This is a genomic window from Catalinimonas alkaloidigena, from assembly GCF_029504655.1.
Classification (GTDB): Bacteria; Bacteroidota; Bacteroidia; order Cytophagales; family Cyclobacteriaceae; genus Catalinimonas; species Catalinimonas alkaloidigena.
In genome coordinates this window covers 5,167,793-5,184,286 of record NZ_JAQFIL010000001.1, presented here as the reverse complement: position 1 = coordinate 5,184,286, position 16,494 = coordinate 5,167,793, and the positions used below count along the sequence as shown (strand labels likewise).

Sequence of the window (16,494 nt, the reverse complement as noted above, 5' to 3'; positions counted from 1 at the left end):
GTTTAAATGTATGGTTTGAATAAAGTGAACATTAGGATGATCCTCCCTGGGGTCGTTGTCTATGAGCGTATCTAGCTGCCTGAACACCAGCATTGGCTGATGAACTACCTGCTGCTCCGGTACCGACGACTACTTTACTGGCCTGCATGGCCGCCTTTCCCTTTTGGTATGCTATCCCTGCACCAAGCATTGCCGTACTAAACACCCTGCTCTGAAAAACAGCTGCATGCGAATGGCCGATGATATAACTGGTCAGATGGGGTACCATAAAGTAGAGAATGACAATGACCAGACTAACCAGCACAAAGTTGGTGGTGCTTAGCTCATCAGGGAATAGATAACCATTGAAGTAGAGGCTGTTGAACTCTGATACCAGGGTATCCAGAATAATGAGCGTAACGCTCCAGAACTGCACCGTCAGATAGCTTTGCAGCCACTTCATAGCCAGGTTATTCAAGCCAGGAATCACAGACAATCCAATGGCCAGTGGTCCTACGATGTAGAGAAACGCCAGCAGCACCAGACGGATCAGCTCAATGCCTTTTCTTACGATATGCACGAAAGATCCTTCCAGCAAAGCCAATAGCCAGTTGACCAGGTCAAACTGCATCAGGCGAGTAAAGGATGCATACAGCTCTTCCATATTGCTGGGCAACTCTCCGTTCTGACTTCCCGGCAAGAGCAGGTTCCACATTTCAGCAAGCTTCTGCATGAAAGTTCTGTCAGGGCCTATATAATCTGAGATAGATTGAATGGTTGCACTGATTACATCCAGAAAGTCTGTGTAGAAAGTAAGTCCAATCCACAGCACCACGCCTCTCACCATAGGCTGAAAGTCCAGGCGGAAGCGCTGGGAGAAGACCAGTGCCGCAAAGACCTGGTTGAACATCACGATCAACAGAAAGACCGGAATCATCGCCAGTCCAATCCCTAATGTCCTTTCCAGCAAGGTATTGACAGCCGCTAAAAACTCAGCACTCGCAGCAACGTTGTTCATTACAAATTAAAAATTGAAGATTAAAAATTGCTTGGAATAGTAGGCCCTCAAGAATATATACAGTCTCAATAATTTTCAATTTGTAATCTTCAATCTGGAATTTTGAACAAATTGGTTGACAGCAAAAGGCAGATTGCCCTGATAGCGCTCAATGAGCTTCTTGAGATAGTTTCGCTCTTCGGGTTTGGAAGAAAGCACCGCATCCATATGAGGAGAGGTTTCCAGTCTGAAGACTCTTGCTTCTTCTCCCTGCTTAATGAAGAGTTCTCTAAATGACTTCTCTACCCTCATGGAGTGGATCAGGTCTACTTCATGATCGGTAAAGCCAAGATGGGCCGCCAGTTCACTTACCAGCCTTTTGTCCTGATGCTTTAAGATGATCTTAGTATCAGCATTGACCAGTACTGCTTCGCCTACACTGGACTTTTTGATCTCTCCCAAGCCTTGTGTGATGATGCAAACAGCACCGTTATTTTTTCTAATCGTTCTAAAAAGCTCATTGATAAACTCCTGCAAGCTTCCTGAAAGCATAGTCCAGGCTTCATCCAGATAGAGGTACTTGATTTCATCAGGATACTTTCTGATCTGGTCCAGGGCAAGTTCAGTGATTAGAAGTGTTACCAGTGGATACAAAACCGGATCAGTATTGATCTTGTCCATGTCAAAACAAACAAGTCTATGCTCACTGATGCTAATCTCCTGTACTGCATTGAGCACTTGCCGATATTCTCCCGAGACAAAAGGCCTCAGCACCGTTAAGAACTGCTCCATATCAAAGTACCTGATCTCAGAGCGGTATTCTTCTTCTGTGTGGTGAATCCTGTGGTACTGCCGAAGGAAATGAAAGAAAGAGTTAACCCCCGGATAGGATGAAGGGTTCTCATCCAGATGTTGGTAGTATCGTGGAAGGATCAATTTGAAGATTGCCCTTTCAGCAGGCTTCAAGTCCTGGCTAGTTGATCCTTCTGATTTACCTCCTTTCCAAATGGTGCTTAGCACTGCAATCAAGAAGTTACTCTTCTCTGCCGTAAGCACATACTTTCCTTGCTTATCTTTCTCTAACAAGAATGGATTAAAAGCCAGGGGCTTTTCCGCACTGTATTCAAAATAGGTCTCATCAAACCGTTTACCATTCAGGGCATAGATCACATTCCTGTATGTACCTCCTTTGTCAATGATGATCTGCCGGGCACCTCGCTCTAACCTCTGGGCAATGAAGTTACCCATAGTGTAAGACTTGCCAGAACCTGAAGGGCCAATGACTACACAGTTCTGATTGGCTTGCCGGGTGTTAAAGAGATTTACCAGCAAAAGATTGCCAAACCTGTCACAAAGGTAGTCGCCTACTCGTTCTCCATGCCAAGAAGTCATAAAGTGCAGGTAACAGGCAGCAAGGTCAGCGGAGGTGATGAGCCAGCGGTAGTGCTGAAAACCGTTGCCCGGCAAAGAAGCAAAGAATAGATTAGCCGTATCAAAACTCTCCACAATAGCCTCTGCTCCATAGAACTGACGAATGGCTGAGATGGTCCTTTCAACATAGGATTTCCTTAAGGGCTCATCACTCTCAAAGACCATCACTGACTGATGAAGGCTCACAAGGCCAGTGTTACCTGATCTGACATAAGCGGTGAACTCTTCTAATTCCCGAGATTTCAACTCATGATCCTGGGTGGTGAGCCACTCTAGTGAATCGTTCAATTTTCTCTCGAAGTCCAGGTTTTTCAGCTCTTTTTCAGTGTCTTCCACCAGCAAACTCTGGGTTACCACATGAGGAAATTGCATGTACTGGGATAGCTGATAGGTATAGGGACTACTCACTCCATAGTGATTTTTGACACTGGCAAAGACTTCACTGCCTTGACCGGTCATAGTAATGACATTGGCTTTCTTTTCTCCCACTGCAAGACCTGAAAGATCATTGTAGATCACCCGGTTGAGACTTGTACACGACTCATCAAAAGAAAGATTGAGGTAGCGCAGGTACAGGTGATTCAACTCCTCTTCTTTAAGTCTGCTAAATGACACATCTTTTAAACTGTAGAGTCCTTTGATAAAGGAGGATGCCAGATTTTCAGCTTCTTTGAGTAAGTCCTCTATGCCATCAAATGGATTTTTTAAGATTGATCCTCCATAAGCAAACATGCTGCTCACTGGGTTGATCCGGTGAATAGATGTGTTGTCCATTCTTCCTTTGGCCCTGCTGGGAAAAGAAAGAAACAGATAACTCTCATGCAAAAGCGTTAATCGGGCAAAGAAATGCTCATGCAGTTTAGATTCATAGTAAGCTGAGCTCTTTATGTTTTCTGCTTTGTATTCTTTGTCAAAATAGACATCCGTCTTTTGCACTACGGTGCCCACCGGCAGCATCTTGAGCTGCTGGCTGAGCACATCATTGGCCTGACTGTACTGGCTTTCCGTCCAGGACTCTAATGGAGCCCCAGACACACGAAAGCCTATGCCTACCCTTCCGTCTTTGAAGATGACTTTATCTTCTTCCAAAGCAAAGATGGGAAGCCGGTCACGCAAGTAGGCAGATTTTTTCTTAACTGGTTTGATCAACATGGTTTGGTTTAATGTGGATTTAATAGTAGTCATTTTGATAGATCATTTCTCCTATTTCCCCAGACTTCCAAACACTTAGGCTGAAAGAAACGATAGGAAAGCAAAGAGAAAAGAAAACTGGGATGCCGACGCAGATTGACGCGCTTCAAAAGAAAGAAAGCAATAACGGTTGCTGCCAGCACCGCAAAGAAATAATACTTGCTTACCGGCAAAAAGAAGTTGATCACAATGCCCAGCACCATGGCCAGCGCCAAACCAAAGAGCAGAGCAAACAAATCCTGCATGGGCAGTCCCAGCAGCTGTGCTTTTCTTTCAATGGATTTAAATGATTTCATTCTGAAGTCTTTTCTAGTTGGTATCGTCTAAAAGGATATCTCCTCCCAAGAATGCGGCAAGGTCATCCACGATGAACTGAAAGCCTCCGAAAAGCGCAATAGCAATCACGATTCCGATCATGAACTCTACTTTGTCAGGTGCCCCGGTGAAGAACTTCATGGCGGCTTTGAATATGCCGATAGCAATGCCAATCAGAAATGCTACATTCAGGATGATGACGATCCAGCTTTTGATGCTGTTCATAGCATTCTCTACCATAGCCTGTCCAAAGGATTGCTGCATGGACAGCACAACAAATAATGTGAGTAGCATCAGCGGCCTGCTCTGGAATAAGTGTGTGGCAAGGTGCAAGACACGAGCTTTGACAAAAACATATAAGTTTTGCATAAGTAAAAAGGGTTTGGTGTACAAAATTGAGTTAATAAATACTTTCTGCATCAGACATCCCAGCTATGCTTTAGCATTTCCAGTCGTTCTACCTGCTTTTCCGGGTTGAGCTTAGGCTGCTTGAGTTTACTGGCTAAGATGAGCTTTGACTTTTCCTCTACTTCATCATGTACCACAAACTCAGAAAGTTTATATTCTTTAACCGGAATAGCAGGATGATTTTGACAGAAAATTTTTTCATGCTGACTGGCTTTTGCCCACCTTTTACACTGCCGGACAACCAAAAAGATCAGCAATACCCACAACAGCAGGGCAACCAAGGCTAGGGGTGAGTTCATTAAGTTTGATAGACTTTGTGTCATTTTGATGTTTCTCTTAAAAATATAATTATTACCAAAGTATCAAATAGCTATAAATATGGATAAATAACGTAAAATGATTATTTATAAATTATTGATTGTTAGGTGATTATAGTAAAAATATTCTTTTGCATGGCAATTAATGGGGCAAAAAATTACTTTCCTTTCTAAGCAATTTTGTAGAACAATATTGTAAAAGTTCAATTATTAGTTGATGTGAAGTATACTTAAACATCATCTGAAAACGCATAGGTCTGTTATGCTAAATAAATATTATTAGTTTTGCGTTGCGAAATGCACCAAAAATAGGTATATTCCGCAACGAAAAACCAAACTATGGGCACTGTAGCAGCATTTGTCAGAGAACTACAATCTTACGAGGAATTTGCTTTCTCCACAGAGGAGTTGCTGCAAAAGACGGCTGCCCCAGAGTCATCGGTCAGAAAAGAGCTCGCCAGGCTTTCCTCTGACCGGCAGGTCATCAACCTCCGGAAAGGATTTTATCTTATCATTCCTCCGCGTTATCAGCATTACGGCAAATTACCCCTTGAACTATATGTAGAGAAGCTCTTCAAATTTTTAAAGAAACCCTATTATATCGGCTTCTATTCAGCAGCAGCCTATTTAGGTGCAGCACACCAAAGGGTTCAGCAGGATTATATGATCACCGTGCCACCGGCATTGAGAAATATTACTAAAGGAAATATCAAAATCAGGTTCTTCAACAGCCAGAACTGGCCGGATAAAAACATCATACAAAAAAAATCGGATGCAGGATATTTCAAACTTTCCTCTCCGGCACTCACCTTTGCGGACTTAATTGAAAACCAACATCAGTTAGGCGGCTTAAACCGGATGCTGGCTATTTTAGAAGAACTTTCAGAATCTTTAGAGAAAAAGGATGTAGAAGACCTGCTTACCTGGTATCATAATAAAAGTGTGTTACAGCGCATGGGTTTCCTGTTGGAGGAAATAGAACTGAATAATAACTTAGCTCAGGTCATTTACGGTCACCTCAGCAAAGAGAATTTTTTTTCTACTCTGCTAAGCCCACATAAAGGACAGAAAGCCGGCAGCACAGGTAACCGCTGGAAAATAGATGCCAACATAGTACTTGAAAGTGATTTATGATTCCTAAACCATACATAGCCCAATGGAAAGATCATGCTCCCTGGAATACAAACGAACAGGTAGAGCAAGACCTGATCATCTCCCGAACACTGGTCGCTTTGTTTTCAGATGATTTCCTTAGGGAAAATCTGGCCTTCAGAGGAGGTACCGCACTGCACAAACTCTACCTGAAACCTGTGGGCGACATTCCGCCTCCAAGGTATTCCGAAGATATTGATCTGGTACAGATCAAAGAAGGCCCCATCAAGCCTATCTTGAAGCAGATTGGAGAGGTTATCAACTTTTTTGAAGAAGAAAGAGTGGTGAAAGTTAAGGCCAATAACAATACTTTGCTTTACCGCTTTTATTCTGAGTATGCACCGGACATACGGCTGCGCTTAAAAATAGAGATCAATTGCAGGGAACATTTTAATGTATTGGAGTGGCAATCTTTTCCTTTTAAAGTCAGCAATGATTGGTTCTCCGGCAAAGCTGAAATTACCACCTATCATATCAACGAATTATTAGGCACCAAACTCAGGGCATTATACCAGCGCAGCAAAGGCAGAGATCTCTTTGACTTATTCTATGCAGATCAGCATATAGCCTTTGATAGAGATCAGCTCATACATTGTTATCAGGAGTATATGGCATTTGTAGTAGGTAAGTCCCCCACCGCGAAACAATTCCTGCTTAACCTGGAAGAGAAACAAGCAAACCCTGATTTTACAGGAGATCTGGAAGGACTTTTACGACCTGGTATAACTTACGATGCGGACAAAGCTTTTGATTGGGTAAAATCTTTGGTGGAAGATGGATTGAACCTCAGATAACGAAACGCCTATTAACAAATATAGACCAATCTTTTTCAATCCCACCTGTACCTCACCGGACTACTGCTCAGGATCTTTGGCTTGACGGAAGCAGTAGGAATGTTACCTTCTGAGGATTGGAAGAGTTATTAGTAAAGTTTGAGAGCATATAAAGATGGCACTAAGAGATGTTTAGATTTTTTTAGAAAATTTAGGCAGAAAAGAGATAGTAAATAGGGATTAAATAAACCAAGGAGTTCTTTCCAAAGCTGAATGAAGTTTAAAATTACCTCCTTGCCGGAGGAAGGCCGCCGTTAGATAGGCTATATTTCCTGCGTACTTAGTAGTGATCGGTTCAGCACACCAAGAATCTGTAGATGCCCAGTTTAGCTTAGTTAAGCTTAACACATGAGAGGCGAAAATTCGCATGTCCGGTTCAATAACTCTTCCGTTTGCATCCTCACTGTAGACGTTAATTTCTAAAGCTTTGGGCGTTCCCAAAGCATTCCGATAAGGGTTATGACCGGAAGTAGAGAGATAGATTTGATTACTACTACCGACAACATATCTACCTCTGGCTAAACTTCCGTTAGTTTCAGCGCGGCTGTCGTAGAAACGTAGTTTGTGATCTGTATTAATCCAGACAAACACATAGTTTCCTCTGGGGCGGATACTTCTAGCAGCTTGTAAAATTACCTTTCGGTCTTCTTTGGAGAACTTAGCTGAGTAGTGAAAACAAACCGTAGGCTCTTCTGAAAGGTCAAGTCTGGCCAGTGTAGTTTTTACAAGTTGATCGTAATGCTTAGCTTTTTCTTCGAAAGAAAAAGCGTCACTACCTCCTGAATAAAATTCCCATCTTCCGTATTGATTAAATACGTTAGCGAATGCCATCAGGCGACTGTTTTGCGCTCTAGAGCTTTGGGTATACGATAAGCCAACGAAAAAGTCACAATCAGGAATAGATTCTGGAAGCACCCAAGGTGTCTGTCCGCATTTGGCAACGATATTCAAGGCTAGATTCAAGTCTTTGAAATCGGGATTTGATAGAGTGGCTGAACTGATCATTTGGCAAGGTATCCCTGCTTCAAATAGTATTCTCTTGACTTTGTAGTAAGGAGAGTTCTCATCATCCTTCGCATATCCCTCATTTGGACAATGAACCAGAAATATTCTTGGTAGATTAGTATTACCGTACCAGTTTGGGTGTTGTTCTAATAGTCTCTTTACCTCTTTCTCCAGATGCTCTTGGTCTGCATTGATGATGGTACTATAGAGAAATTTGGTTCCGAACGTTCTTTCGCTTCCCTTGAATTTAAATTTTCCATTTCTTAGTCTACTAATCAAATCTTCCATCTGCGATGTGAGAGCCCGGCTACACAGAGGGATGATCTCTACATCTTTAGGATTGTTCTCGTAAGAGCCAAAAGCGGTAATCCCTTGCCTTATATCTGCTTCAGCATGGTGTCTAGAAAATTCAACTTGCGGCTCTTTTAGGCTATCTGCTTTCAATTGATGGAGTCCATCGCCACGAGAAGATATAAGCAGAGGTGTACTTGCTAGAGAGATTGCTTGATTAGAAAAGCTAAGTGGAAAAATATTTCGTAGCAGATCATCAACTAGATTTTGGGTGCGCTCAGCCCGCAGTCTTGAAGCATCTCTACCCTGCATCAGAGAAGCTTTTTTAATTTCTTTGGTTAAATCGTAGCGGACATTCTTCCTTTCCAACACCTTTTCAATAAGTGCCAAAGGTAACCTTGGAATTATTTTACTGTTAGGTATCTTCTCTACCAAATCAGTATTAAAGACAAATACTTCGCTGTATTCGCTTTCAACGGTAGTTATCTTGCCTTTAGACCATCCTTGAAGGTTAGCCATACATCTTAAACTATAACCATTTAAAACTTGCGTTGAAAAGCACTCGAGGCACGTAGCTAGATTGATTACGCTTTGTAGTTCTACTGTATAGTCTACTATCAAATATTGCTTTCCGAAGTATTGCCTAATTTGAAAAGAATAAGCTGGGAACAACCGAACAATCTCTGATACCTTATCAGGTGCTGGGTTAGATAATCCTTTTCTATGTGCTACTAGGAGTCCATATCTGTCTTTGTCAATAAACCAACCGTTGGCTGCTAGCTTATTTTTAAAAGTTGATAATATCTCACGACGGCGTTGTCTGTTTTCTTCAATATTATCAGAGAATCCGGTTAGCCGATACAGATTAGTGTACTCAGGGTAACCTTCGGCTGCGTTAAGATTTGGTACGTCTTTACGAAGCGAAGCATTGTTTCTAAGTACCAATGTAGTTTCGACGGCTGTCGTCTTGTATTCAGGCGCGGGTAAACCAAGCTTAGCCGTCTCTTCACGCATCCTTCGGGTTCCTTCTTGTAAGGCTAACACAAAGGCTCTACCCTGCACATCCTTCATTTGACCCAACCATTCCATAATCTTAGGATTTCTGCTGTAGTGCTGTAGCCTTGTATCATCCAGAGAGAAATGATCAGGGACGCTGTGATCTTGAATAATATTACCAGGATTGATTACTACGAAAGCATCTGTATATTTTTCACATTGGATAGGGCGAGTGATAGCATAATCTCTATGCGCTACAGCATTAACAACAGCCTCATCAATAGCGATAAGGGGGTATTCCGGCTCGTCGGTAAATCCACCACCTTCTTTTCGTTTCTGATAGGTTTCGAAGAAAGCTGATTCGCTTATGAATGTCCTGAAGTCGCGGATTTGCTTTGTTAAGGGTCCCTTGAATTTTTTATCATATGTGGGAGTGGGGCGGTTGTCACGTTCTTCATAGGAACTATCAAAACGCAGCAATCGGATATACGCGTGTGCGATACTGTTTCCCGGAAACTGAGAGAAAAACAATTTTCCAGCGTTAGTGAACCATTCTCCGGTGATATCAATGCCACCAGCGCGCTTTAAACAATCAATAGTAGCCCATTCGTAGGAAGTATTACTCAAAAAGCCTTTGACAAATTCTCTGTAAACACCTTGATCTACTTCATCTTCGCTAAACCTTGAGCAATTAGTATTCTCATAATCTACAATTCCTTTTTCTCTTTTTAGCCTTTCGACGTCTTGATCATTTAGTTCCAAATTCTGTATGCCACCTCTTCGGAAAGCTTTGCGGGACTGACCTACAGTAGCGCAAATAGTGTTAACGGAGCAGGAGGTATAGATCAAAACTATTTCTACGTCGTTTCCTACTACTGTTTGTTTATGAACTTTTGCTTGATAATTATGACCCACCAAATAGTCTATGCTACATAGTGAATTTACTTGTTCCTCAGATAGATGATTTAAACCCGGTACACTTCCATCAGAAGCTATGCCCAATACTAACAATCCACCTTCCTTGTTTTCATTAGCAAATGCAGATATTGTTTCAGCTATCTGACTGTTCCGAAAGTTTTTAAGGTCGCCTCTACTTACTTGTCCATTTGATCCTGCTCTGCAAACTTCTTTTCTATCAAAGTGCTGCCCCTCAAAACTCCTGTCATCGCTGACGGTTAGAAAATCCCAATACCTTCCTGGATTATCATATACTTCTTTTGGTAAGTAGTTGTTCGACATTAAGTTTAGGTATTAAATTGAAGTCTTTGTATAAAACAAATAATAATAGTACATGTGCAATTAAACAAAAAATTTTATTTGTCGCTATTTATCAAGCTTTTTCAACTAATCCAGTCATTGCTTTTCAGTAGGGAAGTACAACTGAAATGTGCTCTCGAGAATATATTTATTGTTTTCTGGTAGCCAGATTTTAATTAGTGCTTCATTTTTATCATCACATAGTAATTCGCCATTGGTGGGGTTTTCAAAACATTGCTCTACGAACTGACTTATTTAGCCAAGTAAAATTGTCTACTAAAGCTTTTCCTAGACTCAAGCTCCTCAAGTAAACGGATTAGTCAATTCTATAGCCGCCCAATCCTTCTACTACTGGTCTTTTTTTTTAAATACACTCTCAAGTATTACAAAAAATACAAATACCCACCGCACAAGGTTCATGCAAATGGATAGAGCAATTTAGGCTTGGTTGCTGGAAAATAAGCAAGAAATTCCGGCATAAAGCTATCCCTCAATCCCTCCGCTAGTTTATTCCGTTGCTTCGTTGCCCGAATTCCAGCCTCAAGCCTGATAGTCTGCTCATCAATTTTTTTCACCGTCCCACCCCGGGACACAAACCCATTACACGTATGAAAAAGCACGGAAAATCCCCGGTACGTCAGGATGTCTACCAGATAATCACTGACATTATCCTTGACAAATTAGACCAAGGTGTCATCCCCTGGAAACAACGCTGGAACGCTCAAGGCCCAGCTGCCAATTATCTCACCAAGAAACCCTATCGTGGCATCAATGCATTATTGCTCAACTGCTTTAACTTTGCCCAGCCTTACTTCCTCACTTTCCGGCAAGCCCAACAACTGGGAGGAAGAATAAAGAAGGGTTCCAAATCGCTTCCGGTGATCTACTGGCAGTGGAATTTTTACCGCAAGCTTACCGGCCGCAAGCTCACTGAAGAAGAAGCCAAAGCTCTGCCTAATACTGAAGTGGAACGCAAAGCCTTCCTGCGCTACTATTCAGTATTTAATATCCAGGATACCGAAGGTATTGCCTTTGATTTACCGTCTGAAAACACCTTAATTTTAAATGATGAAGACAAACTGATGCAAGGCTTACAACCTCTTAACACCATGCCGCATCCGGTAGCTGTCAAGACCGAGAGCAATACGCCCTTCTACCACCCAAAAAGGGACTACATCAATATGCCACCCATGACAGCATTTTATAGCACCGAAGCGTATTTTCAGGTACTTTACCACGAACTTACGCATGCTACTGGCCACCAAAAGCGCCTGAACCGTACCAGTGTCACTGAACCCCAACGTTTTGGCTCATGGACGTATGGCCAAGAGGAACTTATTGCCGAGATGGGAGCAAGCTTCCTTTCCAACCTGATGGGATTGCAAACCGAAGAAGAACTTACCGATTCAGCTGCCTATATCCAGGGATGGCTCAAAGTACTGCATGATGACAAGCGTTTCGTCGTAGAAGCAGCCCAACACGCCCAGAAAGCAGTAGATTATATACTAGGTAATAACGAGGGGGGAGATTGACCTTCCTTTTTTTGCTAAAACCATTACAGAATACTCCAAGTGAGAGCTGGAGATGATATAGCATCTACTTTCTCTCGGTGGCACATTCATGGTTTGCAAAAATAGCTTTCCTGCCTTCATCTGTGTCAAGAGCTTCCGTCATAAAGCCAGGTGCTCAGGCTCAGCGAGTATAAGCCTTTTCCTCTTGACACAGATACCCACAACCCACAAGTGGAGCAAAGCTAAGGTGAGGCAAACATGATGTGTCACCTAAAGAAAAAATGCTATGAAACCATCACCTGCTTCACCACTTTACCAAGTCTCAGAAATCACGCTTCACTACCAAAGCAAAGTAAAAGCTTCCCTACGTCCCAAGGTTACCTCTTCAGAAGATGCCTATCGTATCCTCCATCTACATTGGGACAAAAACAAATTGGAACTGCTGGAAGAATTTAAAATCCTGCTGCTCAACCGTGCCAACAAAGTGCTGGGTATTGTCAACATTTCTTCGGGTGGCATTGCCGGGACCGTAGCTGATCCCAAGCTGATATTTGCTGCTGCTTTAAAAAGTTCTGCTAGTTCCCTTATTTTATCACATAATCATCCGAGCGGGAATCTGACGCCCAGCCAGGCGGATTTGCAGCTTACACGCAAACTCAAAGAAGCAGGAAGCTTTCTGGATTTACCAGTACTGGATCATATTATTATTACACCTGACCCAAGTTATTATTCATTTGCTGATGAAGGGGTGCTTTAGAGCATTCCTTTTATTTGATAACCCACCCACCGTGGAGACCAATCTTTTAATGAAGACGTAAAAAAAATTGAAAGGTGAAAACGCTTTAAAACTCACTTGCCAAACACACTCCAAACGCACAAGCTCAAAATGAATGGTAACAAAGTTAGGGTTGGTTGGAGCCAATAGTGCAAATCCAGGCACCGTAAACCGCTTTGCTATTTAGCTTCTCCTCATACCCATATTTGCACTAATGTCCCAAAACCCTGGTTGCGGTCATCATTAATTTTTCACTTAAAACTTTTACGCTATGAACTGCACACAATGCCAACGAAACACGCAAGCTGACTGGAATTACTGCCCGGATTGCGGCCAAGCTATCACAGAAGTGTCTGAGAATGATGCAAGCCAACATGAAACTATCCAGAGGCTCGCAGACCCCGATGACTTTCCAATGGGTTTTCATCCTCAATTGTATGACTTGTGAAAACCAGAGTTTGCAGGTACCTAAGTTTTTTAAGAGGTACCTGCTCACTATAAAAACGATCTCTTCAAAATTGAAACAAACTTAACTACTAATCCCACCCACCCTTTTAGCGGAGGAGCTGTATGGGTTAGAATGTGTTAATTAGCCCCTCGCCCAAGAGAAATCATGCCTGCACATTTATCGCTGCAGTGACCTCTCTTGGTCGCCCACCACAACCCAAACCAGGCTAGCCCTTTGCCACTCATTCCGCTTCTTTAAAACGCAGTACAAAGCTAACCCACCAGCCTCCGCAGTCCTGCCATTCCAAGAAGCTCCATGGCCAGCGCAATGCTCTACTGTTTGCATTGTGTTTTGCCTGCCACTTTGAAAGCTGTGTCTATCCCACACAACTCGGGAAAACTGATCCCAATAAAGAAGGGGAAGGATATTCAGTTTTTCTTTTTTATTTCGTATACCGTGTTATATCTTCCAACAATTAAAAACAAATAGTATGAAAGCTTACTGTAAAGTTCGTAATTAGCGGAAAACAATACGTAATACTATGTCGGAAGATCAAAAAAGTGTTCATGAGAAGTTTAATGCGGTGTTCAAAGCCCTAGGCACCAATGCCTATCAGGTAAGCAAACGCTTAGGTTTAAGCCGTCCTGATAAATACTACAAGATAGAAAAAGGCCAGGCCAAACCCAGCTTTGAAACGCTCTCAGAAATCATTCAACTCTATCCCCAGGTCAACGTCAACTACTACTTCAAAGATGACGTGCCCATGTTTGAAGAAGAAATGAACTTATTTTCCCAAGCTTCTGATGTCCAAAACCTCCGTATCAAACACCTGGAGCAAAAAATAGCCATGCTGGAAGCCCAGAACCAGGAACTCATCCAACGACTGGAAAACACTCAAAACAAATGATCAAGAGCGTTTTGTAATAATCGATTTTTTAGGTAGCAAAACGCCCTTCGCGCCATCTTACGCCCCGGACCGTCCACCTTCCATCCTTTGTAAGTTAAGCAGCCTCTAATTTTCTCTGTCAAGGCAAAATGAATCAGCCTCGTTCCTCGCCTGTCCTTGACAGAGAAACCCGGCTGCTTATCTGTCCCATGTGGGGGAAGGCTGGCAGCGGTGTCCGGTCCTCTTGCCAATTCCTGATTTTTTGTGGGGGAGAGGTTAACTACAGTGCATTTTCCATACCAACTTGTCATAAAATACGTATTTATTTCATGCTTTTTGATAATTACTCCGAAATTATCTACATATAATACCATAAAATCAGCTTGTAGAGGCTAATTTACTTGATTTATTCATATTGTATTTGCTATTGAATATTGGTTTTATACGCATAATAGTTGTATATTGAAGTATAATCAATCAGCAAGGTGCACCCCGGGTTGAGGTATGAATTAACCTTATTTTCTAACACAAAATTTTAAAAGATCATGGCAAAAGTAAAAGACATTTCAGAGGTTAGCAACGAAGCAGGTAACGACAATGCTGCTGTATTAGCAACGCCCAACTTTTTTGACAGAGGGCATGAGATACCCGAAAAACGTAACCAGTTTATGAAGATGGAATACGGGAAGAACCGTTTCCGCTTTGTAGGAGGCCCGGTATCAGGTTTTATCTTTTACGGCACGATGGAACGGGAGGACGGTACAGAAACTACCAAGCCCTACCGCAGACGGGAAGTAGACGGTGAATTCTCCGTAGAGGAAATGATCAACCGTAATGCTAAGTTGAAGAAAGACGGTGAGATGGAACGCCAAAAATATTTCATTGCCAGTCTGGTGTACAACTACCAGAAAGAAAAGCTACAGGTCCTAGAGATCACACAAAAGTCTGTCTTGAAAGCTTTGAAAAGCTATGTTGAAAGCGAGGAGTACGGCCACCCTAGCGGTTATGACCTGACCGTAGAAAAGAAAGGTGAGGGCCTGAATACTGATTACACAGTAGTAGTCAGCCCTCCCAAACCTTTGTCCGCAGAGATTGAAACCGCTTTAGGGGAAGTCTCCTGTGACCTGGAAAAAATCTTTGAAGGGGAATACCCATTAGGGTAAGCTGTTATTTGAATTCTAAAAGGGAGAGAGATTTACCTTTCTCTCCCTACCATTCATTTTCATTTTACGATCAAACCAAACCGAATCATGTTAGCTAAATATACCCAAATTAAATCCTCTGCGATCATCAAATTTCAAACTGAAACCAACAAGAAAATCAACAACCTGGTCCGGGTGATGAAGATGGTTGAAGTCGTCAATGACGAAGGGGATAAGGCCATAGTGGCTGCCGCCATCCGTGAAGGTAAGCAGCTGATTAAACAGGTAGGTGCAGCACGTAAGGCCATCACCACCCCTATGCAGGATGAAATCAAGAACTGGATCGCCAGGGAAAAAGAATTGATTACTCCTATTGAAGAAGCCATCCAGAAAGCCGATAATCTGATTCAACAGTTCAACGCCCGGATCGCAGCTGAGCAACAAGCGATGCTGGACAAAATTGCCCGGGAAGAACAGCAACGTTCGAAAGAAGAAGGCGGTAACGCTGAACAGGTACGCCAGGAAAGCCAGTTCAAGCGACAGATTGCAGTAGCCCAGCATAGTATCGATGGAGTGAGAAAAGTCTGGACGTTTGAGGTCAAAGACCTTTCCCAAGTGCCCCGCCACTACCTTATGCTTGACGAGCAGAAAGTCAGACAGGCTATCCGCGAGGGAAAACGTGATATTGCCGGACTGTCCATCTTCCAGAAGCAACAAACGGTTTATCGGTAGCAGTAAGGATGGAAAAGGGAGACAGAAGAGCGGAGACAGTTTTCCGTTTCCGGCTTCCTCTTTCATCATAGCTCATTGTTCCGCTCCACGGCGGCATTCTACATTGTTCATTGTCATGTCTTACTACCAACTACAGCGGATCAGCAACAGCGATTTAAGTATTGCTGAGCATATCCTAAGCAATACACCTTACCAGAAGCCGGAAGCAGCTTTTCGTTTGGGAGGGGCTTTTCACGAACTGCTTTTAGAGCCGGAGAAATTCCGAACTGAAAGCTGCATTGATTTAGACATCAAAATGCTTTATCGCATGTACCGCACTGTCATCAGTAACCAATTCTGCAAAGGATTGCTTCAAGATTCAGAGAAGGAAAAAGTCATTCTCTGGCAGGAGCCAACCAGCGGTATTTTGTGTAAGTGTAAACTTGATTTGATTGTTAACACTGAGACAGATAACCCATCAGTGATAGATTTTAAGACGACTTCTACTACCAGCCTTGCCGCATTTATTCAAAGTTGTCAGGAGTATCATTACGACCGGCAGATGGCTTTTTATGCTGATAGTATTGATGCCAAGCAGGTATGCCTGATTGGGGTAAGCAAAAAAGCCAAACGGCTATTCTTTGTCCAAAAGTTTAGCAACAGCCAGTTTATCGCCGAAGGAAGAAGGAAATACCAACACCTGCTACAAAGAGTCAAAGAGCTAGACCTGTTTGAAACGATTTACTACGAACGCAAAAACGGTAGTTTTCACCTGCATGAACCTACTACAGCTTATCTCTGATTTTTTATTCTAAACCCTAAGACCCCGGATCAAGTCCGAGGTAAACT

15 protein-coding genes are annotated in these 16,494 nt (G+C 42.6%); 9 read left to right on the top strand and 6 right to left on the bottom strand.

Annotation, left to right across the window (positions count from 1 at the left end; all coding sequences use genetic code 11):
- Positions 1 to 31: 31 nt before the first annotated feature.
- From OKW21_RS21095 to OKW21_RS21075, 5 genes are all read right to left on the bottom strand, one after another.
- Complete coding sequence (locus OKW21_RS21095) at positions 32 to 997, bottom strand: TraJ family protein (protein ID WP_277483079.1); 966 nt, start codon at positions 995 to 997, stop codon at positions 32 to 34.
- 75 nt (positions 998 to 1,072) lie between these two features.
- On the bottom strand, positions 1,073 to 3,559 hold the full coding sequence (locus tag OKW21_RS21090) for a VirB4 family type IV secretion system protein (RefSeq protein WP_277483077.1): 2,487 nt from the start codon (positions 3,557 to 3,559) through the stop codon (positions 1,073 to 1,075).
- A 29-nt stretch (positions 3,560 to 3,588) separates the two neighbouring features.
- Positions 3,589 to 3,894, bottom strand: coding sequence for a hypothetical protein (locus tag OKW21_RS21085; RefSeq protein ID WP_277483075.1), 306 nt, complete (start codon positions 3,892 to 3,894; stop codon positions 3,589 to 3,591).
- A gap of 13 nt (positions 3,895 to 3,907) precedes the next feature.
- On the bottom strand, positions 3,908 to 4,282 hold the full coding sequence (locus OKW21_RS21080; protein ID WP_277483072.1) for a hypothetical protein: 375 nt from the start codon (positions 4,280 to 4,282) through the stop codon (positions 3,908 to 3,910).
- A gap of 50 nt (positions 4,283 to 4,332) precedes the next feature.
- Positions 4,333 to 4,620 carry a hypothetical protein gene (locus OKW21_RS21075; protein ID WP_277483068.1) on the bottom strand — a complete coding sequence of 96 codons (288 nt, stop codon included), beginning with the start codon at positions 4,618 to 4,620 and terminating at the stop codon, positions 4,333 to 4,335.
- A gap of 357 nt (positions 4,621 to 4,977) precedes the next feature.
- Between OKW21_RS21075 and OKW21_RS21070 the strand changes: the two genes are divergently transcribed.
- Together OKW21_RS21070 and OKW21_RS21065 are read left to right on the top strand one after the other, a co-directional pair.
- On the top strand, positions 4,978 to 5,772 hold the full coding sequence (locus tag OKW21_RS21070) for a type IV toxin-antitoxin system AbiEi family antitoxin domain-containing protein (RefSeq protein ID WP_277483067.1): 795 nt from the start codon (positions 4,978 to 4,980) through the stop codon (positions 5,770 to 5,772).
- Positions 5,769 to 6,584 (top strand): nucleotidyl transferase AbiEii/AbiGii toxin family protein, encoded by an 816-nt coding sequence (locus OKW21_RS21065; RefSeq protein ID WP_277483065.1) that lies wholly within the window; start codon positions 5,769 to 5,771, stop codon positions 6,582 to 6,584. The genes OKW21_RS21070 and OKW21_RS21065 overlap by 4 nt, the downstream gene beginning before the upstream one ends.
- A 219-nt stretch (positions 6,585 to 6,803) precedes the next feature.
- Here OKW21_RS21065 and OKW21_RS21060 read toward each other — a convergent pair whose 3' ends face one another.
- Positions 6,804 to 10,154: a Piwi domain-containing protein gene (locus tag OKW21_RS21060; RefSeq protein ID WP_277483060.1), complete on the bottom strand. Its 3,351-nt coding sequence runs from the start codon at positions 10,152 to 10,154 to the stop codon at positions 6,804 to 6,806.
- 626 nt (positions 10,155 to 10,780) lie between these two features.
- On the opposite strand from OKW21_RS21060, the gene OKW21_RS21055 reads away from it, so the two are divergent.
- From OKW21_RS21055 to OKW21_RS21025, 7 genes are all read left to right on the top strand, one after another.
- The gene (locus OKW21_RS21055; protein WP_277483057.1) at positions 10,781 to 11,704 is read left to right on the top strand and encodes an ArdC family protein; all 924 of its coding nucleotides are present in this window, start codon (positions 10,781 to 10,783) and stop codon (positions 11,702 to 11,704) included.
- Between the two features lie 265 nt (positions 11,705 to 11,969).
- On the top strand, positions 11,970 to 12,440 hold the full coding sequence (locus OKW21_RS21050) for a JAB domain-containing protein (RefSeq protein WP_277483054.1): 471 nt from the start codon (positions 11,970 to 11,972) through the stop codon (positions 12,438 to 12,440).
- A gap of 289 nt (positions 12,441 to 12,729) precedes the next feature.
- Positions 12,730 to 12,906, top strand: coding sequence for a hypothetical protein (locus OKW21_RS21045; protein WP_277483052.1), 177 nt, complete (start codon positions 12,730 to 12,732; stop codon positions 12,904 to 12,906).
- Positions 12,907 to 13,447: 541 nt separating this feature from the next.
- Complete coding sequence (locus OKW21_RS21040) at positions 13,448 to 13,813, top strand: helix-turn-helix domain-containing protein (RefSeq protein WP_277483049.1); 366 nt, start codon at positions 13,448 to 13,450, stop codon at positions 13,811 to 13,813.
- A gap of 524 nt (positions 13,814 to 14,337) precedes the next feature.
- A complete protein-coding gene (locus tag OKW21_RS21035) occupies positions 14,338 to 14,955 on the top strand; it encodes a hypothetical protein (protein WP_277483046.1) in 618 nt (205 codons plus the stop codon).
- 87 nt (positions 14,956 to 15,042) lie between these two features.
- Positions 15,043 to 15,666 (top strand): hypothetical protein, encoded by a 624-nt coding sequence (locus OKW21_RS21030; protein ID WP_277483043.1) that lies wholly within the window; start codon positions 15,043 to 15,045, stop codon positions 15,664 to 15,666.
- On the top strand, positions 15,614 to 16,447 hold the full coding sequence (locus tag OKW21_RS21025) for a PD-(D/E)XK nuclease-like domain-containing protein (protein ID WP_277483041.1): 834 nt from the start codon (positions 15,614 to 15,616) through the stop codon (positions 16,445 to 16,447). The genes OKW21_RS21030 and OKW21_RS21025 overlap by 53 nt, the downstream gene beginning before the upstream one ends.
- Positions 16,448 to 16,494 lie beyond the last annotated feature (47 nt).